The organism is Arthrobacter sp. ISL-5 (genome assembly GCF_018613835.1).
Taxonomy (GTDB): Bacteria; Actinomycetota; Actinomycetes; order Actinomycetales; family Micrococcaceae; genus Arthrobacter.
The window spans coordinates 96,316-122,234 of sequence record NZ_JAGGPM010000035.1 but is presented as its reverse complement, the minus strand read 5'-3'; the positions used below and the strand labels follow the sequence as shown (position 1 = coordinate 122,234).

The 25,919-nt window shown below is 67.0% G+C and carries 24 protein-coding genes; 13 read left to right on the top strand and 11 right to left on the bottom strand.

Features of this window, described 5'->3' with window-relative positions; genetic code table 11:
- Positions 1 to 27 precede the first annotated feature (27 nt).
- From J7I89_RS19410 to J7I89_RS19400, 3 genes are all read left to right on the top strand, one after another.
- Complete coding sequence (locus tag J7I89_RS19410) at positions 28 to 1,449, top strand: class II fumarate hydratase (protein WP_214973594.1); 1,422 nt, start codon at positions 28 to 30, stop codon at positions 1,447 to 1,449.
- A gap of 180 nt (positions 1,450 to 1,629) precedes the next feature.
- Positions 1,630 to 2,301 carry a TetR/AcrR family transcriptional regulator gene (locus tag J7I89_RS19405; RefSeq protein WP_214973593.1) on the top strand — a complete coding sequence of 224 codons (672 nt, stop codon included), beginning with the start codon at positions 1,630 to 1,632 and terminating at the stop codon, positions 2,299 to 2,301.
- Entirely contained in the window at positions 2,298 to 4,028 is a 1,731-nt protein-coding gene (locus J7I89_RS19400; RefSeq protein ID WP_214973592.1) for an MDR family MFS transporter, read from the top strand. Before J7I89_RS19405 ends, J7I89_RS19400 begins: the two co-directional genes overlap by 4 nt.
- A gap of 88 nt (positions 4,029 to 4,116) precedes the next feature.
- On the opposite strand, the gene J7I89_RS19395 is transcribed toward J7I89_RS19400, so the two are convergent.
- Entirely contained in the window at positions 4,117 to 4,674 is a 558-nt protein-coding gene (locus tag J7I89_RS19395; RefSeq protein ID WP_214973591.1) for an A24 family peptidase, read from the bottom strand.
- Between the two features lie 58 nt (positions 4,675 to 4,732).
- On the opposite strand from J7I89_RS19395, the gene J7I89_RS19390 reads away from it, so the two are divergent.
- From J7I89_RS19390 to J7I89_RS19380, 3 genes are all read left to right on the top strand, one after another.
- Entirely contained in the window at positions 4,733 to 5,524 is a 792-nt protein-coding gene (locus J7I89_RS19390; protein WP_214973589.1) for a hypothetical protein, read from the top strand.
- Positions 5,525 to 5,644: 120 nt separating this feature from the next.
- Complete coding sequence (locus tag J7I89_RS19385; protein ID WP_251045564.1) at positions 5,645 to 6,196, top strand: hypothetical protein; 552 nt, start codon at positions 5,645 to 5,647, stop codon at positions 6,194 to 6,196.
- A gap of 28 nt (positions 6,197 to 6,224) precedes the next feature.
- Complete coding sequence (locus J7I89_RS19380; RefSeq protein WP_214973587.1) at positions 6,225 to 6,869, top strand: GNAT family N-acetyltransferase; 645 nt, start codon at positions 6,225 to 6,227, stop codon at positions 6,867 to 6,869.
- 302 nt (positions 6,870 to 7,171) lie between these two features.
- On the opposite strand, the gene J7I89_RS19375 is transcribed toward J7I89_RS19380, so the two are convergent.
- Positions 7,172 to 8,614: a PhoH family protein gene (locus tag J7I89_RS19375; protein WP_214973585.1), complete on the bottom strand. Its 1,443-nt coding sequence runs from the start codon at positions 8,612 to 8,614 to the stop codon at positions 7,172 to 7,174.
- A 311-nt stretch (positions 8,615 to 8,925) separates the two neighbouring features.
- Positions 8,926 to 9,687, bottom strand: coding sequence for an isoprenyl transferase (locus tag J7I89_RS19370; RefSeq protein WP_214973583.1), 762 nt, complete (start codon positions 9,685 to 9,687; stop codon positions 8,926 to 8,928).
- Between the two features lie 255 nt (positions 9,688 to 9,942).
- On the opposite strand from J7I89_RS19370, the gene J7I89_RS19365 reads away from it, so the two are divergent.
- Positions 9,943 to 10,584 carry a hemolysin III family protein gene (locus tag J7I89_RS19365; protein ID WP_308159974.1) on the top strand — a complete coding sequence of 214 codons (642 nt, stop codon included), beginning with the start codon at positions 9,943 to 9,945 and terminating at the stop codon, positions 10,582 to 10,584.
- Here J7I89_RS19365 and J7I89_RS19360 read toward each other — a convergent pair.
- The 3 genes from J7I89_RS19360 to mca form a co-directional block, all read right to left on the bottom strand.
- Positions 10,565 to 12,781, bottom strand: a complete 2,217-nt coding sequence (locus J7I89_RS19360; protein ID WP_214973579.1) for a thioredoxin domain-containing protein — start codon at positions 12,779 to 12,781, stop codon at positions 10,565 to 10,567. The genes J7I89_RS19365 and J7I89_RS19360 overlap by 20 nt on opposite strands.
- The gene (locus tag J7I89_RS19355) at positions 12,759 to 13,037 is read right to left on the bottom strand and encodes a hypothetical protein (RefSeq protein WP_214973578.1); all 279 of its coding nucleotides are present in this window, start codon (positions 13,035 to 13,037) and stop codon (positions 12,759 to 12,761) included. Before J7I89_RS19355 ends, J7I89_RS19360 begins: the two co-directional genes overlap by 23 nt.
- Before the next feature lie 207 nt (positions 13,038 to 13,244).
- Complete coding sequence (gene mca / locus J7I89_RS19350) at positions 13,245 to 14,150, bottom strand: mycothiol conjugate amidase Mca (RefSeq protein ID WP_214973577.1); 906 nt, start codon at positions 14,148 to 14,150, stop codon at positions 13,245 to 13,247.
- A gap of 82 nt (positions 14,151 to 14,232) precedes the next feature.
- On the opposite strand from mca, the gene J7I89_RS19345 reads away from it, so the two are divergent.
- Complete coding sequence (locus J7I89_RS19345; protein ID WP_214973576.1) at positions 14,233 to 14,709, top strand: DUF4307 domain-containing protein; 477 nt, start codon at positions 14,233 to 14,235, stop codon at positions 14,707 to 14,709.
- Between the two features lie 169 nt (positions 14,710 to 14,878).
- Positions 14,879 to 15,373, top strand: coding sequence for a transcription elongation factor GreA (greA, locus tag J7I89_RS19340; protein WP_214973575.1), 495 nt, complete (start codon positions 14,879 to 14,881; stop codon positions 15,371 to 15,373).
- Between the two features lie 107 nt (positions 15,374 to 15,480).
- Here the strand turns inward: greA and J7I89_RS19335 are convergent, their stop codons facing one another.
- The 4 genes from J7I89_RS19335 to J7I89_RS19320 all read right to left on the bottom strand — a co-directional run bounded on the left by J7I89_RS19335 (position 15,481) and on the right by J7I89_RS19320 (position 19,741).
- The gene (locus J7I89_RS19335; protein WP_214973573.1) at positions 15,481 to 16,092 is read right to left on the bottom strand and encodes a rhomboid family intramembrane serine protease; all 612 of its coding nucleotides are present in this window, start codon (positions 16,090 to 16,092) and stop codon (positions 15,481 to 15,483) included.
- A gap of 8 nt (positions 16,093 to 16,100) precedes the next feature.
- Positions 16,101 to 17,339, bottom strand: a complete 1,239-nt coding sequence (ilvA, locus tag J7I89_RS19330) for a threonine ammonia-lyase (protein WP_214973572.1) — start codon at positions 17,337 to 17,339, stop codon at positions 16,101 to 16,103.
- Between the two features lie 3 nt (positions 17,340 to 17,342).
- Complete coding sequence (locus tag J7I89_RS19325) at positions 17,343 to 18,680, bottom strand: AI-2E family transporter (protein ID WP_214973571.1); 1,338 nt, start codon at positions 18,678 to 18,680, stop codon at positions 17,343 to 17,345.
- A 98-nt stretch (positions 18,681 to 18,778) separates the two neighbouring features.
- Entirely contained in the window at positions 18,779 to 19,741 is a 963-nt protein-coding gene (locus J7I89_RS19320) for an aldose 1-epimerase family protein (RefSeq protein ID WP_214973570.1), read from the bottom strand.
- A 191-nt stretch (positions 19,742 to 19,932) separates the two neighbouring features.
- On the opposite strand from J7I89_RS19320, the gene J7I89_RS19315 reads away from it, so the two are divergent.
- The 4 genes from J7I89_RS19315 to J7I89_RS19300 are packed head-to-tail and all read left to right on the top strand — an operon-like array spanning position 19,933 to position 24,376.
- Complete coding sequence (locus J7I89_RS19315) at positions 19,933 to 20,823, top strand: DeoR/GlpR family DNA-binding transcription regulator (protein WP_214973569.1); 891 nt, start codon at positions 19,933 to 19,935, stop codon at positions 20,821 to 20,823.
- Entirely contained in the window at positions 20,820 to 21,959 is a 1,140-nt protein-coding gene (gene galT, locus J7I89_RS19310; protein WP_214973568.1) for a galactose-1-phosphate uridylyltransferase, read from the top strand. The genes J7I89_RS19315 and galT overlap by 4 nt, the downstream gene beginning before the upstream one ends.
- Positions 21,956 to 23,116: a galactokinase gene (gene galK / locus J7I89_RS19305; protein ID WP_214973567.1), complete on the top strand. Its 1,161-nt coding sequence runs from the start codon at positions 21,956 to 21,958 to the stop codon at positions 23,114 to 23,116. Before galT ends, galK begins: the two co-directional genes overlap by 4 nt.
- 21 nt (positions 23,117 to 23,137) lie before the next feature.
- A complete protein-coding gene (locus tag J7I89_RS19300; RefSeq protein ID WP_214973565.1) occupies positions 23,138 to 24,376 on the top strand; it encodes an acetyl-CoA C-acetyltransferase in 1,239 nt (412 codons plus the stop codon).
- A gap of 147 nt (positions 24,377 to 24,523) precedes the next feature.
- Here J7I89_RS19300 and J7I89_RS19295 read toward each other — a convergent pair whose 3' ends face one another.
- Positions 24,524 to 25,447, bottom strand: coding sequence for a Bax inhibitor-1/YccA family protein (locus tag J7I89_RS19295; RefSeq protein ID WP_214973563.1), 924 nt, complete (start codon positions 25,445 to 25,447; stop codon positions 24,524 to 24,526).
- Between the last annotated feature and the right edge of the window lie 472 nt (positions 25,448 to 25,919).

The window sequence follows — 25,919 nt, the reverse complement described above, 5'->3', positions numbered from 1 at the left end:
GGCCCCCGATCGCCCTAAGCTAGCCCCATGACTTCCACTGAAGAGTTCCGCATTGAACATGACACGATGGGCGAAGTCCGCGTCCCCGTGAACGCCCTGTACCGCGCGCAGACGCAACGTGCAGTCGAGAACTTCCCCATCTCCGGCAAAACCCTTGAACGTGCCCACATCGAGGCCCTGGCGCGGGTAAAGAAGGCCGCTGCCCAGGCCAACGCAGAACTGGGCGTGCTCGACGGCGAGCTGGCCAAGGCGATCGCAGACGCTGCCGACGAGGTGGCCGCGGGCAAGTACGACGGCGACTTCCCCATCGACGTTTTCCAGACCGGTTCCGGCACGTCCTCGAACATGAACACCAACGAGGTCCTCGCCGAACTTGCCTCCCGTGCGCTCAAGGCCGCCGGCAGCGACAAGGTGGTCCACCCCAACGACCACGTCAACGCCTCCCAGTCCTCAAACGACGTTTTCCCCACGTCGGTGCACGTTGCGGCCACATCGGCCCTGATCAACGACCTCATCCCGGCCCTCGGCTACCTCGCCGAGTCGCTGGAGCGCAAGGCCGTGGAGTTCAAGGACGTGGTCAAGTCCGGCCGCACCCACCTCATGGACGCCACTCCCGTCACCCTGGGCCAGGAGTTCGGCGGCTACGCCGCACAGGTCCGCTACGGCATCGAGCGCATCAACGCCGCCCTCCCCCGCGTGGCTGAAGTTCCCCTCGGCGGCACCGCCGTGGGCACCGGCATCAACACCCCTGCCGGCTTCCCGGAGCGCGTCATCGAGCTGCTCGCCACCGACACCGGCCTGCCGCTGACCGAAGCACGCGACCACTTCGAGGCCCAGGCCAACCGCGACGGCCTCATCGAAGCCTCCAGCCAGCTGCGCAACATCGCGATCTCCTTCATGAAGATCAACAACGACCTCCGCTGGATGGGCTCCGGCCCCAACACCGGCCTCGGCGAAATCGCCATCCCGGACCTCCAGCCGGGCTCCTCGATCATGCCGGGCAAGGTCAACCCCGTCATCTGCGAGGCGTCCATCATGGTCTGCGCCCAGGTCATCGGCAACGACACCGCCATCGCCTGGTCCGGCACCAACGGCGCCTTCGAACTGAACGTCGGCATTCCCGTCATGGCCGCCAACCTGCTCGAATCCGTGCGCCTGCTGGCCAACACCAGCCGCGTCATGGCCGACAAGATGATCGACGGCATCACCGCCAACGTCGAGCGCGCACGCTTCCTCGCCGAGGCATCGCCGTCGATCGTCACCCCGCTGAACAAGTACATCGGCTACGAGAACGCCGCGAAGATCGCCAAGAAAGCCGTGGCCGAGGGCCTGACCATCCGCGAAACCGTGGTGGCCATGGGCTTCCTGGAGCGCGGCGAGCTGACCGAAGAGCAGCTGGACACGGCCCTGGACGTCATGTCCATGACCCGCCCGCCGCACAAGGCCTAACTTCCAAAAAGTACGACGGCGGCCGCCCACCTTCCCAGCGAAGGCGGGCGGCCGCTGGCGTTTAAGGCAGCCTCGGCGGGTTGGGGCCGCAAGTGTCCGTTCGCGCTCGGAGTTGGGGCCGGAAGTGTCCGTTCGCGCTCAAAATTGCACTCAATCAGAAATAGTGCAAAACTTTACTTTGTGAATAATAGTGCAATAAGTGACGGCGGCCTTCGGGAGCGCAAGCGGGCAGCCACGCGCGGTTCCATCAGCGCCATCGCGCGGTCGCTGACGGCCGAACGTGGCCTCAACGGCTACACCGTCGAGGAAGTGTGCGAACAGGCCGGCATTTCCCGCCGGACGTTCTTCAACTACTTCCCGTCGAAGGAGGACGCCATCCTCGGCCATGTGGACGACGAGCTCCCCGAGGAGATCTTCACCGACTTCATCCGCGGCGGCGCCGGCTCACCATCCGGAGAAATCTCCGCCACCCTCCTCCAGGACCTGGTCGAGCTGGCATTGAAGATGTCGGAACGGATGAGCTCCTCCGAAGAGGAGACCCGCCAGCTGATCGGCGTCATCAAGAAAGAGCCCCAGCTGATGCTCAAAATCATCGGAGCGACGGAGGAACGGGAAGCCCACTTTGCCCGTGTCCTCGCCGCCCGTGAAGGTGTGGCCCCGGGCCATCCGGTGGTCCGGATGGCGGTCGTGGCCATGGGCGGCATTGCCCGGCACACCAGCATGGCCTACTTCTCCGAAGGCAACGCCCGGTCCTACCAGGACCTGCTGCTGGAAAACATCTCCTCGGCGCGGCTGCTCTTCTCACAGCCCCTCAACCTCCCTGAACAAGACTCCGCAGAAGGACACCAATGAGCACCGCCGTCAGTCCCAAGGCAGCAGCCGAGCCGCTGCTGCTGACCCAGAAACGCATCTGGATCATCTTCTCGGCCCTGATCGCCGGAATGCTCCTCTCCAGCCTGGACCAGACCATCGTCTCCACCGCGATGCCCACCATCGTGGGGAAGCTCGGCGGGGTGGAGCACCAGGCCTGGATCACCACGGCCTACCTGTTGGCCACCACCATCGTGATGCCCATCTACGGCAAGTTCGGTGACGTCCTGGGCCGCCGCAACCTGTTCCTTGTGGCCATTGCACTGTTCACCCTCGCCTCGGTGGGCTGCGCCTTCGCCACCGATTTCTGGGGCTTCGTGATCTTCCGCGCCATCCAGGGCCTGGGCGGCGGCGGCCTTATGATCCTCTCGCAGGCCATCATCGCCGACATCGTCCCGGCCAAGGACCGCGGCAAGTACATGGGCCCGCTGGGCGCCATCTTCGGCCTCTCCGCCGTCGCCGGCCCCCTCCTCGGCGGCTACTTCGTTGACCACCTGACCTGGGAATGGGCCTTCTACATCAACATCCCCATCGGCATCGCCGCGTTCACCATCGCATGGTTCACCCTGACCCTGCCGAACAAGAAGGCCGAGAAGCGGATCGATATCCTCGGCATCCTGCTGCTTTCCGCGGCCACCACGTGCCTCATCTTCTTCACCGACTTCGGCGGCAAGAAGGACGAAGGCTGGGATTCGCCGCTGACCTGGGCGTTCGGTGCCGGCCTGGTGGTGGCCGCTGCCGCCTTCGTGGTCGTGGAGCGCCGCGCCGAGGATCCCATCATCCCGCTGGGCCTGTTCAAGAACCGGATCTTCGTGAACTCCACCGCCATCGGCTTTACGCTGGGCCTGGGCATGTTCGCCGCCATCGCGTTCGTCCCCACGTTCCTCCAGATGTCCTCCGGGACCTCCGCCGCCGAATCCGGGCTGCTCATGCTGCCCATGATGGCGGGCCTCATGGGCATGGCCATCTACTCGGGCATCCGGATCTCCAAGACCGGCAAGTACAAGAGGTTCCCCATCATGGGCGCCGCGCTCACGATGGGCGCCATGCTGTGGCTGACCACCCTGACGGCCGACACCCCCATCTGGGTCATCTGCGTCCAGCTCTTCGTGTTCGGCGCCGGCCTGGGCTCCATCATGCAGGTCATCGTCCTGGTGGTGCAGAACTCCGTCCCGGCGGAACAGATCGGCACGGCCACCAGCACCAACAACTACTTCCGCGAAGTGGGAGCGTCCCTGGGCGTGGCCGTGTTCGGCTCCATCTTCACCTCGCGGCTGGCCGAGTCCCTGACCAACGCCTTCACCGGGGCCGGCGCCTCCGCCGACCAGGCTGCCCAGTCCACCCAGACCCTGGACCCGCAGGCCCTGAGCCAGCTGCCGGAACAGCTCCGGGACGCCATTGTGAACGCCTACGCGGACTCGCTGGCACCCGTGTTCTGGTACCTGCTGCCGTTCCTGGGCGTCGCGCTGGTGCTGGCCCTGACCCTGAAGCAGATCCCGCTCTCCGACACGGCCGGCATGGTGGCACGCGGCGAGGCAGTGGGTGGCGAGGAAGCCGAGCGGCTGGAAGCGGCACGCCGCGGCAACGGCGGCACCGCCGTCGTCACCGGCAGTGGACCGGCGGCGGAAACGCCGGCAGCTTCGGCAGACCGTGAGCCGGAGGACGGCGTGAAGAACGACGACGGCGAGCTGGCCGGCCAGCGCCGCTGACCCCGCCAGCCGGGGAAGGTCGGGAAACGGCCGCAGCAGTTGCAGGGGCGCCGCAACCTTGGAGGTTGCGGCGCCCCGGCTTCCTTGCTCAGGCCGGCAGCAGCATCATCGCCGCAGCGGCACCGGCGAGCATGAACGGCCCAAACGGGATGGCCGACTTCAGCGTTCCGCGCCGCAACGCCAGCAGTCCGATGCTCCACACGCCGCCGAGCAGGAAGGCGGCGAAGGTGCCGGCGAATACGTGCGGCCACCCCAGGTAGCCCAGATACATGCCCAGCACCCCGGCGAGTTTGACGTCGCCGAACCCCATCCCCGGCGGATAGACCAGCCGCAGGACAAAATAGAAAAGCCACAGGACGGCTCCCCCGGCCACGATCCTCAGCGCAGGAACCCCGAACAGCTGCGCACCGCCATCCGGCACGCCCCCACCGGCCGGGGCCCACACCGCCAAACTGACCACGGCGCCCAGCAGCAACACGCCGGCAACGGCGTAGGACGGAAATACGATCCGGTTCGGCAGGAGGTGGTGCCTGACATCGATCACCGTGAGCCTCACGGCCATCACCGCAAAATAGGCGCACGCCGCCAGCACCAGCCAGAACGCGAACGGAGCTGCTTCCCATAGTTCGCCAAGTCGTCGTATCACCCTCGGATGCTACTGGATTTGCCCGGCCCGCTGCTGGCCCCGCGCGTAAACTGTGGATATGGGGACCTGGGACGCCAAGCACCGGCAGGAACACGGCGAGGCCGCCACGCCCGCGGATTCGGCCGCATCCTTCCGGAACCTCTGCCGTTCGTCCCCGTGGAAATGGCAGTCCCTCCGCTTCGAATATGCCGATGCTGCCGTCACCGGCACCGGCCCGGTACGAGCGTGGCTGCGGCGCCCCGGGGCACTCCGCCTGGAGTCCGCCGACGGAACCCTGATGAACAGCACCACCGGCATCAACGACTCACGCGACGGCCTGTACATTAGCGCCACGAGGCGGTCATGGCTGCTTCCCGCCCACCTGGTCACTCCCGTGTACGACGACGGCGGGCTGGTCAGGCGCCGCCCGGAGGCTGCGTACGGGGAACCGTCGTTCGGAAACGGCCGCTTCGCGGCCGCCCTCGATCCCGTGGAACTGGCGGGAAACGCGCCCGTGCCGCTGGAGTTCCCCAACGCCAATGCGGTGGAGATTCTCGAGCCGGTGCATGAGGTGGACCACGAGGGGCGGCGGGCGCTGGAGACGGTGGTTTCACCAAACCTCAGCTACCGTCCGCTCGATCCCGAGGCGCCGCTGTGCGGTCCCGGCAGGACCCGGGTCCGGATTGACGCCGGAACCGGGGTCTGCGTGGCCAGCGAACCCCTCGACGGCGAAGCGCGGCGCCCGGGGCACTGGATCCGCATCCTGGCCGTGGACGAATACATGCTGGATGACCTGTTCGTGGCTGAACCGATGAACCTCACGGATGTGCGCGCACACATCCAGTGGCCGCTGCGGCCCAACCCCGCCTGACGAAACACCGGGGCTGCTCTGCTCCGGGGCGCTGTGCTCCGTGGCTGCGGGGCCGGGCGGCTCCGTGACTGCCGGGTTCCGTGCAGGGTTTTCCCAAGCTGGCCCGTGCAGACTCGGGCCATGTCCACGATGGCCCCGGACGAATCGACAGCAGCCACGGCATCGGCCACTCCACGAAACAGGCGCCGCCGGTTGATGGTGGTGCCCCTTGCCCTGGTCTGTGCCCTGGCCCTGGCTCTCGGCTATCTGTTCCTAACCGCCAAGCCGGAGCCCAGCGTGCCACTCGGGCCGAGTGCCGTGGTCCCGGGCGGGACAGCGAGGATCAAGGGAATCGTTCCCCTGGAGGATGACGGCTGGCTGCCTCCCGAGCATGTGCAGGTCCTGGAGGAGGGCCCGTCCGCAGGCACCCACCGGGTCCGAGTACTCGTGCAGTTCACCGCCGTGGAAGCCGGCGGAATCTTGCTGGATACGTCCGGATTCGTCGTCAGTGGCCCGGGCGGCAGCGATCTGCGGCCGCTGTGGAGGTCCCTGGCGAAGGCGGAGATCCGCCAGGGTGAGTCGCTCGATGCCACCATGGTCTTCGAACTTCCGGACAAGGCTATTGCCCTGATACTGAAGGGCCCGGACGGCACCCGGCTGTCCCTGGGCGTTGCGCATCACACCGGCGGCTAGCAGCCCGGGCATCGGCTAGGCTTCCGGAATGACTGAGCTGACCTCTGTTTGGCCTCCCTTCGCCCTCACCCTGACGACGCCCCGGCTGACCCTGCGGCCGCTCCGTGACGACGACATTCCCTCGGCGGTGGAAGCTGCTGCCAGCGGCATCCACGAACGCGGCCGCAACCCGTTCAGCACTCCGTGGGCCGAGGCGGCTGCTGCAGATCTGGGGCCCAACATGGCCCGGTGGTATTGGCGGTGCCGGGCCAACACCTCGCCGGAGGCCTGGACACTCATCCTGGGCATCTGGCACGGCGACACGTTCCTCGGCTGCCAGGACGTGGACGCCAAAGATTTCGCCACCCTCCGGACAGTCACCACCGGATCATGGCTGAGGACAAGCGCGCACGGCCGGGGGTTCGGCAAGGAGATGCGCGCCGCCGTCGCGCTCTACGCGTTCGACTGGCTCAACGCAGAAGTGGCGGAGTCCGAAGCAGCGGCCTGGAACGCCCAGTCCCTGGGCGTATCGCGGTCCCTGGGCTACGAACTGAACGGCGTGACCCGCATGTCGTGGGGCGGCAAGCAGGAGACGGTGCAGCGCGTCCGCCTGACCCCGGAAACCCTCCACCGCCCCGACTGGCACTTAAAGGTGGACGGCCACGAACCCACAGCCAGGTTCCTAGGAATCTAGCCGGCGGGCACAGCGGTTTCGACAACCTCAACCAGCAGTCCAAGCCGGGACGCGGTTCTTCGCGTAGGAGCGCATCGCGGCGCATCGGACCCGCGGAGGTCGCCCAGCGACCGGAGCGGGTCCATATGCGTCGTAAGCGACGTCCCGAGGGCCCCGGGGCGAGCTTGCGAGCCTTGGGAAGGGACATTCGCGCTAAGCGACGGCGAAGGGCCGTGGCCCAGCGGACCCGGCCACGGCCCGACGGCGGGACGCGACAGCCGCGCGAAGGTGACCCTCACGCGGCTGCCGACTGAACGCTGTGCCTAGATCTCCGCCCCTTCCAGCAGCTCCGTCACCAGCGCGGCGATCGGCGAGCGCTCGGACCGGGTGAGGGTGATGTGGCCGAAGAGCGGGTGGCCCTTGAGGGTCTCCACGACGGCGGCGACGCCGTCGTGCCGTCCGACCCGGAGGTTGTCGCGCTGGGCGACGTCGTGCGTGAGGACGATCTTCGAGTTCTGTCCGATGCGGCTCATGACGGTGAGCAGGACGTTCTTCTCGAGGGATTGGGCCTCGTCAACGATCACGAAGGCGTCATGCAGGGAGCGGCCGCGGATGTGGGTCAGCGGCATGACTTCCAACATGCCGCGGTCCATGACCTCTTCCACGACTTCCTGGCTCACGAGTGCGCCGAGGGTGTCGAAGACGGCCTGCGCCCAGGGGTTCATCTTTTCCGACTCAGAGCCCGGCAGGTAGCCCAATTCCTGGCCGCCGACGGCGTAGAGCGGCCGGAAGACGATCACCTTGCGGTGTTCGCGCCGCTCCAGCACGGCCTCCAGCCCGGCGCACAGGGCAAGGGCCGACTTGCCGGTGCCCGCCCGGCCGCCCATGGACACAATGCCCACGGCCGGGTCCATGAGCAGGTCAATGGCGAGCCGCTGTTCGGCGGAGCGTCCGTGGAGGCCGAAGACATCGCGGTCGCCCTTGACCAGACGGACCTGCTTGTCCGCGCCCACGCGCCCCAAGGCGGATCCCCGGTTGGAGAGCAACACGAGTCCGGTGTTGACGGGCATCTCGGCAGCTGCCGGGATGAAGACCGGCTCGTGGCCGTAGAGCGTTGAGATCTCCTCCTCGCTGGCGTCAATTTCCGCGACGCCTGTCCAGCCTGAGTCCTTGACGAGCTCGTTGCGGTATTCGTCAGCCAACAGGCCCATTGCCGAAGCCTTGACCCGCATGGGGAGGTCCTTGGACACCACGGTGACGTTGCGGCCCTCGTTGGCCAGGTTCTTGGCCACGGCCAGGATGCGGCTGTCGTTGTCGCCGGCCCGGAATCCGGCCGGGAGTACCTCGGCCGAGATGTGGTTCATCTCGATCATGAGGGTGCCGCCGGCGTCTCCCAGGGAAATGGGCCGGTTGAGGCCGCCGTGCTGGATGCGCAGGTCATCGAGGAGCCGGAGCGCCTTCCTGGCGAAGTACCCGAGTTCGGGGTCGTGCCGCTTCCCCTCAAGTTCGGTGATCACCACGATGGGCACAATGACCTCGTGCTCTGCAAAGCGCAGCAGCGCGCGGGGATCCGAGAGCAACACCGAGGTATCAATGACAAAAGTGGAGACGGCGGGCTGGGATTCAGATCTTGGGCCGGAAACAGCAAGACCGGCTGCGGCGTCTTTCGTGGCCGCACCGGTCTTTGAAATAGCTCGCTCGGCGCGAGAGGTAGCCTTCTCACCCTTGTCCGTGATGACTTCGGGCAGTTGTTCAGAAATAGCCACATCGACTCCAGCCCCGGGGCGCATGCCCGGAATTGTTATTGGTGAGGCGGCTCGGCCTTGAGGCCGGACTCGGCCTCCCATACAACCGGTGCGAAGAATCGCTCCATGTATTGGCCTCCCCGATCAGCCGGCGGTTTGCCTGCTGATGGTTATAACGTAAATCTCCCCGAACTAATTTCCAAAGCCTTCGTCCGGCGATTCCTGTTGCCGTCACGTGAATTCAAGATTAACGGCGCGCACCGGGTTGGGAATCCGGCGTGCTTCCCCGCAGACCCGGGGCACGCCCGCCGCCACCGCGGACCGGCAGGAGACTAGGTTCCGAACCGCCGCTGCCTGCCGGCATAGTCCCGCAGGGCGCGGAGGAAATCGACCTTCCGGAACGCGGGCCAGAGGGCCTCGCAGAAGTAGAACTCGCTGTAGGCGCTTTGCCACATCAGGAAGCCCGACAGCCGCTGTTCGCCGGAGGTCCTGATCACCAGGTCCGGGTCCGGCTGGCCCCGGGTGTAGAGGAACCGGGAAATGTCATCCACCGACAGGCTGTCGGCGAGCTCGCTGATGTCAGCCTTGCGCGCCACGGCGTCATGCAGCAGCTCACGCACGGCGTCCACGATTTCGCGGCGGCCGCCGTAGCCGACTGCCACGTTTACGTGGAGCTTCTCACGCACCGGCGTCCGGGCCGTCAACGAGGTGAGCCGGTCAGCCAGGTAGTCGGGCAGGAGTTCCGGCGCCCCCATGGCATGGACCGAGATGTCGGCGGCATCGTCCAGGCGGTCCAGCGTGTTCGCGATGATCCCCATGAGCAGGTCCAGCTCTTCGCCGGAGCGGTTCATGTTGTCCGTGGAGAGCATGTACAGGGTGACCACCCTGACCCCCAGCTCCTGGCACCAGCCGAGGAATTCGTGGATCTTGTCCGCGCCGGCCTGGTGCCCCTGGCTGGTGGGCGCGTTGAACTGCCTGGCCCAGCGCCGGTTTCCGTCCACCATGACGCCAACGTGCCTCGGAATGCGTTCCGGTTCCAGCGAGCGGAGCAGCTGGCGCTCATAGAAGCCATAAAGGAACCCGGGCAATTCCATCCGGAGATTCACCTGACTTCCTGGCTCGATGACTTCAGTGCAAATCCTAGGCTACCGCCCGGAGGAAGCGGCCGCGTGCACACACCGGAGCAGCGGGCGCCATTTGCGGGCCGCCTCCCGGCCCCGACGGCATGTTACCGCTGAGTAACTTACTGATGCGTAGGTTATTCTGGAGGCATGAAGCGCAACCCCCCGGACGGAAGCTCCGGCGCCCCGGAACCACAGTCGAGCGCCCTGGACGGCGCCGCGGTCCGCATTGCCGAACTGCTGATGATCAAGCCCAAATGGCGTGGCTGGATCCACACGGTCACGGCGCCGCTGGCCCTGGCCGCGGGGGTCATCCTGGTTGTGCTGGCACCCACGCCGGACCGCAAGGTCACGTCCGCCATCTACGCCCTCACCGGCGTGCTGCTGTTCGGCATCAGCGCCGTGTACCACCGCGGCAACTGGTCCCCGGGCGTGAAGATCGTCCTCAAGCGCCTGGACCACACCAACATCATGCTGGTGATCGCCGGCAGCTACACGCCGCTGGCCTGGAGCCTGCTCGAGCGGCCCACCGCGGTGCTGCTGCTGTGGCTGATCTGGTCCGGCGCCATCCTCGGCGTGCTGTTCCGGCTCCTGTGGACCCATGCGCCCCGCTGGCTCTATGTGCCCATCTACATCGCGCTGGGCTGCGGTTCGCTCTTCTACCTGCCTGATTTCTTCGCGGCAAGCGTCCCGGCCGCCCTGCTCATCTGCGTCGGCGGGGCCCTGTACATCGCCGGCGCGGTGTTCTATGCCCTCAAGAGGCCGAACTTCAGCTACGAGCACTTCGGCTTCCACGAGCTGTTCCACGCCTTCACCGTGCTCGCCTTCGCTGCCCACTTCGTGGCGATTGTCATTGCCGTGCTGAGCTGACCCGCTCCAGCACCTCGGTCACTGTCGCCACGGGCATGTTACAGACCATGTCGCGGCACACATATACCAGCGGGGTCCCGTCCGCGCTGGCCGTCCTGCCGCGCAACAGCGGCACGGCCCCGGGCAGCTCCGGGGCATCGGCAGCCGTGCCGGCGCCGGATACCGCCACCACCAGCCCGGGACTCGGGGCCAGGAGCAACGCCCTGTGCAGCGTGTCCCTTCCGGGACCGGAGGGACCGACGACGGCGGCCTCCACCGGGCCCGCCAGCGCGGCCTGTGCGGTGGCCAGCAGCCAGCCGGCAACCCGGGGTGCACGGGCCGCGATGGGCGGCAGCAGCGACATGATGTTTCCGGCCATGGTCCGGTGTTCGGCGGACCCGGACAGCGCTGCGTAGCTCAGCAAGACCCCGGCAAAGGCGGCAGCACCGCTGGGCGTCGCATTGTCGAAGGGGTCCAGGCCCGGCTGGCCGCCCTGGGCGTTTGAAACCTGTTTTGATTCACCGGCGAAGTCGGCAAGCCTGCCGCCTGCCACGAACCTCCGGCAGGCCGCAGAAATCACCGCCTCGGACAGCCCGTACCAGCGGGCATCTCCCGTGACATAGTACAGCGTCAAAAAGCCGTCGGCGCAGAACGCGTAGTCCTCGAGCAGGCCGCCGATCCCCCGGGCTTCACCGTCATGCGAAACGCGTATGAGCTCCCCCTCCGCGGGGTTCCCGGCCGCTGCCCGCCAGTGGACCTGCTCGAGGTAGGCCGCGATCCGCTCGGCGGCGGCCACGAGGTCCCGGCGCCCCAGGATTGCCCCGGCTTCGGCGAGTGCCGCCGCGGCCAGGCCGTTCCATCCGGCCACCACTTTGTCGTCGCGGGCCGGCTGGGGCCGGGACGCCCTGGCCTCCCGCAGCCGGGGCTGCGCGCCGACCCAGGCCTCGGCTTCTTCCCCGGCCAGCGGCCGTCCCGGATGCAGCGGCGAGCCCAGTTCGGAGACGGTTCCGGCGGCACCGACGTTCATGATCCAGGCGACAGCGGCAGCGTCGGCGGCGCCGAGCACCTGCTCCAGGCCACCGATCGTCCAAAGGTAACTGGCGCCTTCGTGGTGTTCCCCGTTCACCGCCGAATCAGCATCCAGCGAGGACGCCAGCGCAACGCATTCGGCCCCTGCCTTCGGCAGTCCCAGCGACGCCAGCATCCAGTCGGCGGTGCGCCCGGCGACGTCCGCCGCCTCGGCAGCCGGGAAGCCTGCAGTTCCGCCGAGCCGGATCCAGTGCACATAGACCCTCAGCAGCTGCGCGTTGTCGTAAAGCATCTTCTCGAAATGCGGAACGGACCAGTCACGGGTCACGGAATACCGCGCGAAGCCGCCGTCGAGCTGGTCGTACAGCGCCGAACGGGCCATGGCCGCCAGCGTGCGCCCCGCCATGTCCCGGGCCTCCCCGGCTGTTTCCGAGGGGACCGCCGCGTGCCTGATCAGGAACTCCAGAACGGCCGACGGCGGGAACTTGGGGGCGTTGCCGAAGCCGCCGTCGGAATCCTCCTCTGCGGCCAGCGAGCGGACGGCTGCGGACAGCAGCCCGGCGTCGATCAGCTCCGGCGGGCCGGAGAGGTCCACCGCGGTGGACAACTGCGCATGGCCCATGTTGCGCGCGAGTGAGCGGGCATTCTGTTCCACCGCATCCCGGCGCTCGGTCCACGCGTCGTGCACGGCCTCGAGCACCTGGACGAACGACGGGCGGCCGGGCATCGGCCGGGGCGGGAAGTACGTTCCGGCGTGAAACGCGAGCCCGTCGGGGGTCAGGAACACGGACATGGGCCAGCCGCCCTGGCCGCTGATCGCCTGTGTGGCGGCCATGTAGACGGCGTCGACGTCCGGACGCTCCTCGCGGTCCACCTTGACCGCGACAAAGTAACTGTTCAGGTAGTCGGCGGTTGCCTGGTCCTCGAAGGATTCGTGGGCCATGACGTGGCACCAGTGGCACGCGGCATAGCCGACGGAAAGGAACACCGGAACATCCCGGGCGGCGGCGTCAGCGAAGGCGTGGTCGCCGAACGGCTGCCAGTGCACCGGGTTGTGGGCGTGCTGGCGGAGGTAGGCCGACGGTTCCCCGCCGAGCGCATTGTGTCCCTGCAGTCCGGTTTCCCCGGGCTGGCTGGTCCCCTGGCCGTTGTCACCCGTGCCGGGGTCAGGTGTCTGTTCGGCCTGCATTGCCGTCGGCGGCGTCGTCGTGGGCGATGTCGGCGGCCTCGGCCGCTGCCATGCGTTCTTCCTCCACCTGGGCGCGGTAACGCACGCGCCGGATGCGCCGCACCATGTCCACGATCAGCAGCGCCGTGAGCACCACAATGAACGCCGTCAGCAGGAATCCGAGCAGGCCAGGGGTCACCTGATCCTCGGAGATGCCGGGACGCAGCGACGGCGAGGGTGCCGGGGACGAAGCCAGGGCGATGAGCAAGTGGTGCACTGTTGGAACCTTCTCAGGGGCCGGGCGCAGGACGCCTGGCCTTGTTGGCCGCGCAGCCTGTCACTCGACAACTGCGCGGGGCTGAATTTCTGGGCAGGCACCGCCTGTTTTCACATTTTCCGTGCCCGCGCTTTATCTACCCGTTTTTCTACATCATGCTTTTCTACATCATGCATTTCTACAAGGGATAGAAATGATCTCTTGTCTCTATCTTAGCCCCGCGAACAGGTCCTTCTCAGGGAGTTCGGCCGGCACCCGGGAGCGGATCAGCGTGTAGTCCTCCCACGGCCAGGCGCGGCGCTGCATGTCGGCCGACACCGCGAAAAAGAACCCCAGCGGATCCACCTGCGTGCGGTGGGCGCGAAGGGCGTCGTCGCGGGCTTCGAAGTAGTCGCCGCAGTCCACCTGCGTGGTGGTCTCATGGGCCGGCGCGGGCGGGGTGTGCCCCTCGGCGTCCGCCTCGAGCCACGCGGCCAGGCGCTCGGCATAGGGCGACTGGAGGCCGGCCTCCTCGAGGGCGAAGTGCAGGGCGCGGAAGCGCTCGGGGCTGAAGGCGCGGTCGTAGTAGAGCTTGCTGGGCTCCCAGGCCTCCCCGGTGCCCGGATACCTGCCGGGGTCCCCCGCCGCGTCGAAGGCCTCCACCGCAACACGGTGGGCCATGATGTGGTCAGGATGCGGGTAGCCGCCGTTTTCGTCATAGCTGACGATCACGTGCGGCTTGAAGTCACGGACCAGACGCACAAGGGGCGCGGCGGCCCGCTCCAAGGGCTGCAGGGCAAAGGACCCGGCGGGAAGCGGCGGCCGCGGATCGCCCTCAGGCAACCCGGAATCCACAAAGCCGAGCCACCGCTGCCGGACGCCCAGGATACTGGCCGCCCGGTTCATTTCGAGCCTGCGGGCACCGGCCATGTCCCGCTTCGGGTGCGGTTCGCCCTCCATCGCAGGATTCTGGATGTCGCCGCGGGCGCCGTCCGTGCAGGTCGCAACCATGACGTCCACGCCGTTGGCCGCGTACATGGCCATGGTCGCTGCGCCCTTGCTGGATTCATCATCAGGGTGCGCGTGGACGGTCAAAAGGCGAAGCGAAGGTGACTGGCTCGTGGACGCTGTCATCTGGGACTGCTCCTCTTTCTACTGTTGCCGGTTGCGGTGTTGGCCGGATAATTCCCCTGCGGATCACTACTAAACTGGAGTAGTGACTACCGAGGACAAGTCGGGCACTCCCCAGCCTGCAGACATTAGCCTAGCCAATCGCTATGGCCGTCCAAAGCGCGGGCTGTCCGCAAAAACCAAACGCCGGGCGGGAATTGCCGCCCTGGCGGCCGGGATCGGCTTCATGGCGTGGGTTTCCACATCCTCGGCCACGTCGTCCGTCACGTTTAAGGACATCGGCTACAGCACCGTTGACGCCACCCAGGCCGAGGTGGACTTCCAGGTCACACGGGAGCCCGGCACTGCGGTGAAGTGCGCCATCAAGGCCCTCGATGCCAAATTCGCCGTCGTCGGCTGGAAGGTAATTGATATTCCCCCTGCACAGCCGGAATCCCAGCAGGGCGCCGACGGCGGCCGCACCACGGCCCAGCGGGCCGTCCTGCGCACCGAATCGTTGTCCGTGTCCGGAGTCGTGGACAACTGCTGGATACCCGACGCCGCGGAGGACGCGGCAAAGTAGGGAAGGAATGTGACCCACGCCGCTCGGTCGTTGGGTTTTGTCCACAGGATTGACTACAATGGATCAATACCTTTGCCCCGCTGAGTTGGTTACTGAGTTCCACAAGTGGCCACCGTGGCGGGGTCTTTGCTTGTATGACTGCTTGTTTTGACCACTAGAGGAGAAGTCCGTGTCTACCACCAACAGCGCGCCTACAGCTTGGCTTACCCAGGAAGCTTTTGACCGCCTGAAGGCAGAGCTGGACCACCTTTCCAGCGCCGGCCGGGCGGAAATCGTCCAGAAAATCGAAGCTGCGCGCCAAGAGGGAGACCTCAAGGAAAACGGCGGTTACCACGCTGCCAAGGAGGAACAGGGCAAGATCGAAGCCCGTATCCGCCAGCTCACCGCCCTGCTCCGCGACGCCCACGTCGGCGAAGCCCCCGCAGATGACGGAATCGTGGAGCCCGGCATGGTCGTCGTTGCCCGGATCGCCGGCGACAAAGAAACGTTCCTGCTCGGCTCACGCGAAATCGCCGGGGACTCCGATCTCGACGTCTTCAGCGAAAAGTCCCCGCTCGGTGCCGCCATCATGGGACACAAGGAGGGCGACCAGCTCAGCTACACCGCCCCCAACGGCAAGGACATCACCGTGGAGATCCTGTCCGCCAAGCCGTACGCGGGCTAACCAGCCTTCCCGCCACTCCCGGCGGTACTGAATAAACGCCCGACGCCGGCCTCCCCCTCCGAGGGGACGGCCGGCGTCGAGCTTTAACCTCTTTAGCTTTAACCTCTTTAGCGCGCGCGGGCAGCGGCCCGTGCCCTCAGCACTACCGCCGCAAGGACGCCGCCGGCGGCGCCGCCGAGGTGTGCCTGCCAGGACACGTAGCCTGCCATGCTGGGAATCAGCCCAAAGAGGATGCTGCCGTAGGCCATGAAGAGCACCACGGACAGCAGAATCTGCCACCAGCTGCGGTTGAAGAAGCCCCGCACCAGGAGGAACGCGAACAGTCCGAAGACCAGGCCGGAGGCACCCACCGTGATTCCCCCGGCGCCGATCAGCCAGACAGCGGCGCCGGAACCCAGCCAGCTGCAGGCAACGGCGGTGAGGAAGACGCGCAATCCGGACATGAAGACCAGGAATCCGAAGATGATCAGGGGAAGCGCGTTCGAGAGGACATGGTTCAGGTTTGCGTGCAGCAAGGGGAAGGTGAAGATGTCCAGGACGCCGTCAGCGCTGCGCGGCCTGAGGCCGAACACTCCGTTCAGGGCGTGCAGCGTCACCATGTTCACCAGCTCGATGGCGAACAGCAGCACGACGAAGGATCCGACTACGAGCAACCCGCCCTTGGCCCGCGCCGCAGGGGTTTCCCGCGTCGCCGGAGCGTCTCCCGGAGTGTCCAGCATGCCGGCGCCTAGTGCACCACGATCGGCTGGAACCCCTCGGCACGCAGGGCGCCCAGGACCTGTTCGCAGTGCTCGTGGCCCTTGGTTTCCAGGTTCACAGTGATGGAGACGTCCCCCATGCTGATCGAACCGCCCACCCGCGTGTGGTCCAGGCCGGTCACATTGGCGTCGTTCTCGGCAATGATGCGGGCAATGGTTGCCAGCGAACCCGGGCGGTCATCGAGCATCATGCGAACGGTCATGTAGCGGCCGGCCGCGGACAGACCGCGCTGAATGACCTTGAGCATCAGCATGGGGTCGATGTTGCCGCCCGACAGGACCACCACCGTCGTTCCGGGGTTTTCGATCTTGCCGTCCATGAGCGCGGCGACGCCTACGGCGCCGGCCGGTTCCACCACCATCTTGGCCCGCTCCAGAAGGAAGATGAGTGCCCTGGCGAGGGAATCCTCGCTGACCGTGACCACATCATCCACGAGTTCTCGGATGATGCTGAACGGTAGCTGCCCGGGACGGCCGACGGCGATGCCGTCGGCCATGGTGGACACCTTTTTCAGCGGCACCAGGGCGTCAGCGGCCAGCGACGGCGGGTACGCGGCGGCGTTTTCGGCCTGGACGCCGATGATCCGGATCTCCCGGCCCAGCTCCTTGGCCCTGGCCTTGATGGCAACGGCCACACCGGCCAGCAGGCCGCCGCCGCCGACGCCCATGAGGACGGTGTCAACGTCGGGGATCTGTTCGAGGATTTCCAAGCCCACCGTGCCCTGGCCGGCCACGACGTCCACGTTATCGAACGGGTGGACGAAGACGGCGCCGGTCTCGTCCGCGTACCGCTGGGCCTCCGCGAGTGCCTCGTCCACGTTGTGGCCGTGAAGAACAACCTCCGCGCCGTGGCTCCGGGTGGCAGCGAGCTTGGGAAGTGCGACGCCGAGCGGCATGTAGATCCGCGCTTTGATGCCCAGGCTCTTGGCCGCGACGGCCACGCCCTGGGCGTGGTTGCCAGCCGAGGCGGCCACCACTCCGCGCCTCTTTTCCGCCTCGGAGAGCCGCGCCATCCGGACATAGGCGCCGCGCACCTTGAAGGAACCCGCGCGCTGGAGGTTCTCACACTTGAAGAAGACCTCGCCGCCCACCATGCTGCCCAGGGCCCGGGACGATTCCACCGGTGTCCGGGTAATAATCCCGTCAAGCAGCTTCTGCGCCTCAAGGACATCGTCCAGCGTGACGGGAAGGCTTTCAGGGGTGTTCACGAACTATTCTCCTTTGGGGGATTCGACATCGGAGCCCGGAGCGGCGCTGCTGCCCGGAGCCCCCGTTGTACGATGTGCATCTTTGCCATGGCCGGGATGGGCGCCCGGCAGCCGGATTTCCTTGAAGGTGTTATCCAGCCCGGCACCGGCAGAACCTGCAATGGCACTGCCATCCGCGGCAGCCGGCACAAGTTCATGTTCCCACGTTCTGCCGGCAATATACCGAATCGCCGAGTTTGCTACGGCCAGGATCGGGACGGAGAACAGTGCACCGGGAATTCCGGCGAGGTAGGAACCGGCGGCGACAGACAGGATCACGGCCACAGGATGCAGCGCAACGGCCTTGCCCATCACCAACGGCTGGAGGATGTGGCTTTCGAGCTGCTGGACCAGGAGGACGATCCCCAGCATGATCAGCGCGTTCACGGGGCCGTTGGCAACCAGCGCCAGCAGGACCGCGACGGCGCCCGTCACCAGCGCACCGACGACCGGAATGAACGAGCCGATGAACACCAGTACAGCCAGGGGCATCGCCAGGGGGACGCCGATGATGGCCGCGCCCACGCCGATGCCCACGGCATCGACGAAGGCCACGAACATCTGGATCCGAGCGTAGCTGACCATGGACGCCCACCCGCGCCGGCCGGCGCCGTCGGCGGGGATCCTCGCGCGCCTGGGCAGCAGCCGGACCAGGAAGCCCCAGATGCGGTCCCCTTCCAGGAGGAAGAAAATCAGGATGAAGAGCGCCAGCACCAGCCCGGCCGCGAAATGTCCGGCAGTGCTTCCGAAGGACAGCGCCCCGCTCAGGATGCTGCTGCTGTTGTTCTGCAACGCAGCCGTTGCTTCCTGGATGTATTGGTCGATCTGCGCGGCCGTGAGGTGCAGCGGCCCCTCCGCAAGCCAGTCCTGGACCTGCTGGACACCGGTCAGCGCTTCGCTCCACAGCTCCTGGAAGCCCAGCGCCAGCTGCCGCCCGACGAGCGCCAGCGACCCGGCGATCAGTCCGATGAAGCCAAGGACCGTCGCGGCAACGGCTGCCCCGTTGGGAAAACGCCGCTTCCGCAGCCACTTTGTCACCGGGTTGAGCAGGCCGGCCAGCAGCGCCGCAACCATCACGGGAATGATGAGGAAGCTGACCTTGGCGAGCAGCCACACGAGGGCCCCGCTGATCAGCAGGATCAAGCCAAGCCGCCACGCCCATGCGGCCGCGATGCGGACGCCGTACGGAATATCCTGCTCCAGGTCCCGGTCGGATTTCACCGGCCGCCCCGCTCCAACAGGCGGCGGAATGATCGTTGCAGTGGGGAATTCTTCTGGTGCGGCGTCCTTAGCTGGCGTCATAGCCCAATAATTCCCTAGCCTTGCGGCAATGGGAAACGGGAGGCGGCGGAATACTGCGCCCCGGACGCCGGCCCGGCACCCACGGGATCAGTGAAGCACTAGGCGGCGGCATCCACAGCGGCGCTGATCCCCCACGTCATGGTGAAGGATTCGCCGGGCGCCAGCCACCGCAGGCTGTCGCCGGAGTTGAAAGCGTTCGCCGGACCGGTCATCGGTTCCATGGCCACGGCCTTCGGCCGGCCCGGAAATTCGCGGGTCACAAACACATGGACGAACGGGCACGTTTCGTCCTGCCACAGGCTGACGCTTCGGCCGTCCGCCGCCGACAGCGTGTGGCGGGCGATCCCGCCGTCGAACCGCAGATCAGTCAGGGCGACGTCGACGTCGAGGTCCTCCACCTTCCGTCCCTCCCGCAGGTCGGTGTCGGCGCTGACGGGTTCGGAGCTGCGGGGAATGAGTCTGTCATCCGCCACCAGCCGGGTCGCGGCGCTGACTGTCAGGGTGAGCTCCTCGCTGGGCGTTTCGCCGAGGCGGAGGTACGGGTGCGCGCCCAGCACGAACGGCGCGTCGGCCTGGGAATCGTTGACCAGCGTCTGCCGGACCACGAGCCCCAGGTCATCGGCCAGCGAGTACTCCACGCGGTGCCGCACCAGGAACGGATAACCGTGCTGGGGGAACACAGGGGCCTCGAGGGTCACCGAGAACTCCGATTCCGCGACCAGCGCGTACGACGCATTGCGCAGGAGCCCGTGGCTGGCGTTGTTCCGCGAAACCTCCGTGATGTCCAGCTGCTGCTTCTTGCCGTGGAGGTGCCAGACCCCGTCCTCGACCCTGTTGGCCCAGGGTGCCAGCGTGATCCCCGTGGCTCCGGGCGGGATGACCGAGTCGCCGTACGTCTCGGTCAACTGGACGCCGCCGCGGCTGTACCAGCGCAGGCCCGCGGCAAGCTCGGTCACTACCGCGAGCGCGTCGCCGCGCCTCAACTCGTACTGGCGGCCGGAGGCATAACGCCTGGGTTCCGAGGGGTTTTCGCTGGAATCGGGTGCAGCGGCGGCAGTCATGGAACCTACCGTACAACGCTCAGGGGCCATGCGGCCGGTAGACTCATTGTTATCTTTTGTTAGAAAGTATTTGTTTTTGATCGTTTTGTGCCACAATGGTGATACGCCCCACATAAGCGCAGATACACCGTCCCACGCGGCATGCAACGGACCGGCACCAGATGCCGGACACGTCAGGAAGGAGGAACCCCTTGCTCGCAACCCAGCGGCGGCACCGGATCCTCCAGGAGCTCCAAGCCAGCGGCACCGTCCGCGTGGCGGACCTTGCCGGCGTGCTCGGAGTCTCGGAAATGACGGTGCGGCGGGACATCGACACCCTCGACGCCGAGGGCCAACTGCTTCGCGTCCACGGCGGGGCCACCCGGACCGGGACATTCAGCGCCATCGAACCCGAATTCGTCAGCAAGTCGGCGCAGGAGGCCGAGGCGAAGCGGGCCATTGCCGCGGAAGCGCTGAGCCTGCTCCGGCCGGACATGACCCTGCTCATTTCCGGTGGCACCACCACCTACGAGTTTGCCCGCCTCCTCCCCCGGGACCTCGGGCTGACGGTGGCCACGAACTCCATCATGGTGGCCAACGCCCTGGTCCCCGGCCCGCTGAGCCAAGGCGCGCACGGCGGCATCCGGACGCTGGTGCTGGGCGGGCAGCGGACGCCCTCCGAGGCGCTCGTGGGACCGGTCACCATGCACGCCATGGAAAACCTCCATGCGGACCTCTGCTTCATGGGGGTCCACGGCATTGACCCTGAGGCCGGCATCACCTCACCGAATCTTCTGGAAGCCGAGGTCAACGCCGCCATGATTGCAGCCTCGGGAGCGCTGGTGGTGCTCGCCGATGCCTCGAAGTACGGCGTCGTCGGCCTTGCAGGAATCGCGCCGCTGTCGTCCATCGGCATGCTCATTACCGACTCCGGAATCACCGCCCGCGGAGCAGGGCACGCGGCCGCCGACGTGCTCAGGCACGCTGTCGGCGTTCTTCGCATAGCGGCTCTCCCTGCCCGGTCCGAACAGGCACAACCCTTTTCCCATCTCCCTGCCGGCCGCACGCCGCAGGTTACCGCGCACAAAGGACACGACGCATGACGCACATCACCAGCACACAGCTAGCCGACGGCCGCGAACTGCTTTATTTCGACGACGCCGGCTCCGCCCGGTCCCGGTCTGTGGAAACCACCCGGGACCACCGGGACCTTCCGCCCCGGGGCGAACCCGGTGAAGTCCGGTTCGATGCCCTCACCGGCGAATGGGTGGCCGTGGCAGCGCACCGCCAGACCCGCACGCACCTGCCGCCCGCGGACCAGTGCCCGATCTGCCCCACCACGGACGCCAACCCCTCGGAGATTCCGGCGCCGGACTACGACGTCGCCGTGTTCGAAAACCGCTTCCCTTCCCTCGGGCCCGCCGTGGGTCCCGTTCCGGACAACCCGGCCTGGGGAACCACGGGACCTGCCTTCGGCCGGTGCGAAGTGGTGACGTTCACGCCCGAGCACACCGGTTCGTTCAGCGGCCTGAGCGAAACCCGCGCACGCACGGTGGTGGAGGCCTGGGCACACCGCACCGCAGCCCTCAGCGCACTGCCCGGCATCAAGCAGGTCTTCCCGTTCGAAAACCGCGGCGCCGAGATCGGCGTCACGCTGCACCACCCGCACGGCCAGATCTATGCCTACCCCTACATCACGCCGCGGGCAGGCGTGATGGCGGCGGCCGCCCGCAAGTTCTATGACGACGCCGGCGGACGGCAGACGCTGACCGGCTCACTGCTGCGTGCGGAACGCGAGGACGGCAGCCGCATGATCATGGAAAGCGAGAACTTCAGCGCCTACGTACCGTTCGCCGCTCGCTGGCCGCTGGAAATCCACCTGGTGCCCAACCGCCAGGTCCCCGATCTGGCCGCCCTGGGCGGCGAGGAGAAGGACGAGCTGGCGCACGTGTACCTCGACCTCCTCAAACGCCTGGACGCCCTCTATCCGACGCCCACTCCGTACATCTCCGCCTGGCACCAGGCCCCGGTGGACGACCTGCTCCGCCCGGCGGGCTACCTGCACCTGCAGCTCACGTCCCCCCGCCGCGCCGCCGACAAGCTGAAGTACCTGGCAGGATCGGAAGCGGCCATGGGGGCCTTCATCAACGACACCACCCCGGAGCTGGTCGCGGAACGCCTGCGCGCCGTCACCGTTCCCGCCTCAGTCCCCGGCCTCACCGAAGGAGCCCACGCATGACCCCCGCCGTCAGCACCACCGACCTCGCGGAACAGTTCAAGACCGCCTTCGGCCGCCTGCCGGATGGTGTCTGGCAGGCCCCCGGCCGGGTCAACCTGATCGGCGAGCACACGGACTACAACGAGGGCTTCGTGCTCCCGTTCGCCATCGACAAAACGGCGCGCGTCGCCGTCGGCGTGCGTCCCGATTCAACCGTGAGGCTCCTGTCCACCTATGGGGACCAGGGCCTGACGACGGCGGACACCGCCTCGCTCGATGGCCGGGCGGCCAAGGGATGGACCAAGTACCCGCTCGGCGTCATCTGGTCCCTGCAGCAACGCGGAATCGACGTTCCGGGCCTGGACCTCCTCCTGGATTCCGACGTCCCGCTGGGTGCCGGGCTGTCCTCGTCCCACGCCATCGAATGCGCCGTCATCTCCGCACTGAACGACCTCACCGACGCCGGACTGCGTGCTGAGGAGATGGTGCTCGCAACCCAGCGGGCGGAGAACGACTTCGTGGGCGCCCCCACCGGCATCATGGACCAGTCCGCGTCGCTGCGCGGGTCGAAGGGCCATGCCGTGTTCCTGGACTGCCGCGACCAAAGCGTGCAGCTGGTGCCGTTCGAGGCGGAGAGCGCGGGACTGGTCATGCTCGTGATCGACACCAAGGTCTCCCATTCCCACGCCGACGGCGGTTACGCCTCACGCCGTGCGTCGTGTGAGCTGGGCGCCGAGGTGCTCGGGGTCAGGGCGCTGCGCGACGTCGGACCGGATGACCTGGAGGAGGCCAGCGGACTCCTGGACGAAGTCACGTTCCGCAGGGTCCGGCACATCGTCACGGAAAATGACCGCGTGCTGCAGACCGTGGAGCTCCTCGGCCGTCAGGGTCCCGCAGCCATCGGCGGGCTCCTGGACGCCAGCCACGCATCAATGCGCGACGACTTTGAAATCTCGTGCGCGGAACTGGACCTAGCAGTCGAAACCTCCCGGGCGAACGGCGCCATTGGCGCCAGGATGACCGGCGGCGGCTTCGGCGGGGCGGCCATCGCCCTGACGCCGGTGACGGCGGAGCAGCAGGTGCGCGCCGCCGTCGAGCAGGCCTTTGCCCGCGCGGGCTACACCGCGCCTGACATCTTCACCGTCACCCCGGCGGCCGGGGCGATGCGGCTGGCATAGCACCGGGCGTAGGCTGGGCGCATGCCGGAAGCAGTCATCGTTTCAACCGCCAGGAGCCCGATCGGACGCGCCTTCAAAGGGTCCCTGAAGGACGAGCGGCCGGACGACCTCGCCGCGGCCATGGTGCGTGCGGCGCTGGCCAAGCTGCCGGCGTTCGACCCCACCGGGGACAGCGGGCCCGGACTGGACGACCTGTACCTCGGGTGTGCCGAACCCAGCGGCGAAGCCGGTTCCAACATGGCCCGCGTGGTCACCATCCTGGCCGGCCTGGACCACGTGCCCGCCGCCACCATCAACAGGTTCTGTGCCTCGAGCCTGCAGACCGTCCGGATGGCCTTCCACGCCATCCGGGCCGGCGAAGGGCAGGCCTTCGTGGCTGCCGGCGTCGAAGCAGTGTCGCGCTACCAGAACTGGGCAGGGGCAGGCGAAACCGACGCCGGCAACCACAACCCGCTCTTCGAGCCGGCACGCCAGCGCACCGCCGCACGGGCGGCCTCCAACACCCCGTGGACCGACCCGCGGCTGGGCGGCCGAATGCCGGACATCTACATCGCCATGGGACAGACGGCCGAGAACGTGGCCACGTCCTACGGCATCAGCCGCGCCGATCAGGATGCGTGGGCCGTGCTGAGCCAGAACCGCGCGGAGGCTGCCATCGCCTCAGGTTTCTACGCCCGGGAAATCACGCCCTACCAACGGCGCGACGGCACCGTGGTGGACCGGGACGACTCGCCGCGCGCCGGCGTCACCCTCGAAGGCGTCAGCGCCCTGGAGCCCGTCTTCCGGCGGGACGGCACCGTCACCGCCGGAAACGCCTGCCCCCTCAACGACGGCGCGGCCGCCGTCGTCATCATGAGCGACTCGCGGGCCAAGGAACTGGGGCTGGAGCCGCTGGCGCGCATCGTATCGTCCGGCGTCAGTGCGCTCTCGCCCGAGCTGATGGGGATGGGCCCCGTGGAATCCACGCGGCGGGCGCTGGCTTCCGCCGGGCTGGGTATCGGCGACATCGACCTCGTGGAGCTCAACGAGGCCTTCGCGGTCCAGGTGGTGGCCAGCGCCCGCGAACTGGGGATCGACTCCGCGAAGCTCAACGTCCACGGCGGCGCCATCGCCCTGGGCCACCCCTTCGGCATGACCGGGGCCCGCATGACCGCCACGCTGCTCAACGGACTTCGGGAGACGGACGGATCGCTTGGCCTGGCCACGCTGTGCGTGGGCGGCGGACAGGGCATGGCCGTGATTCTGGAACGCCTCAGCTAACCCGGCCCGCCGCCGCGCCACACTGAGGGGCCGCGCGGAATCGGGCGCGCGAGAGAAATGCCAAAGAGGGCCCCGCCGGAAGCGGGGCCCTCTCCTTGATCAGATCACGGCTTGATCAAATCACGACGGCGTATGCCGGCTTTGGTTCTATTCCTCGCCGCGGAGGATGGCCAGCAGGCGGATGATTTCCACGTACAGCCAGACCAGGGTGACGGTGAGTCCGAAGGCCGCCGTCCAGGCGAAGCGCTCAGGTGCCCCGGCCCGGACGCCGGCTTCGATGCTGGTGAAGTCCATGATCAGCGAGAACGCTGCCAGGCCGATGGCGAGGACGCCGATGAAAACGCCCAGCGGAATGCCGAAGATCTCGACGCTCGTGCTGAGGCCGAACGGGGACTGCACCGCGCCCGTCCAGACCATGACCATGTTTACGAGGGCGAACACGGCGTAACCGATCATGGCGATCATGAAGAAGCGCATGGCCTTCGGGGTGGCACGGACCTTGCCGCTCCGGAAGAGCAGGAGGGTCACTGCGAAGACGGACAGTGTGCCGATCACGGCCTGCAGCCCGACACCCGGGTACAAGCCGTCAAGGATGCGGGTCAGGCCGCCGAGGAAGAGCCCCTCAAGACCGGCGTAAGCCAGGATGAGTGCGGGCGAGGGCTGCTTCTTGAACGTGTTGACCATTGCCAGGACAAACCCGCCCAGCGCGCCGACGATCATCAGCAGGCCAGCCAGCGACATGCTGAGGAACAACGTGACGGCAGCTCCGGCCATCAAGACGCCCAGGCAGGCTGCGGTCCTGACGATGACGTCGTCGTAAGACATCCGTCCGGTTTCGACCGGCCCGGCGGCCGGCCGGTTGTACATCTGCTGCAGCTGGTCATCCGTCATGTTCGGCTGCTGGGAACCCCAGCCCCTCGGGGCGTCCATGACGGGCGCCTGGCCGTAGGCGCCCTGTCCGTACTGGTTCTGGCCGTACTGGTTCTGGCCGTACGCCTGCGGAACAGGCGGTGCCTGGGTGGCTTCACGGAAATTCTTTCCGTTGAAGATCGGGTTTCCGCCAAGTGCCATTGCGGGTGTCCTCCAAATAGGGGTGGGTAGTGATTCCTCAAGTCCAAGCTACCAATTTCCACGCGTCAGCGGGGTGTAAAGTTCCGCAGACTGTCCCGTCGACACGGAATCGTGACATGGACGGACGCACCGCCTGCGGGCAACATCAGAGCGGTTTCAGCAGACTGTTAAGGAATACTCGCACACAACAAAAGTTTTCATAAGCTCAGCTGAATTAATGGTTACGGCCAGCTTCACAGTTGTTACCGGATCGCTATCTGGCGGCCGGCTTCCCGGGCAAACTTTGTACTGCTCTCGCTGTAACATGGGGCGAAGTAGGGTGACGGATATCACAAGAAGTCAAGCCATCAGCATCGCATCGCACCATCTGCACCACCCGTTCCGCCGTCCGTCACCTTCTCCGTTCGCAGCGGTTGCAAAGACGCAACCCAGACCATCCCCATGTGGAGGTTTTCAATTTGAGACGCACACC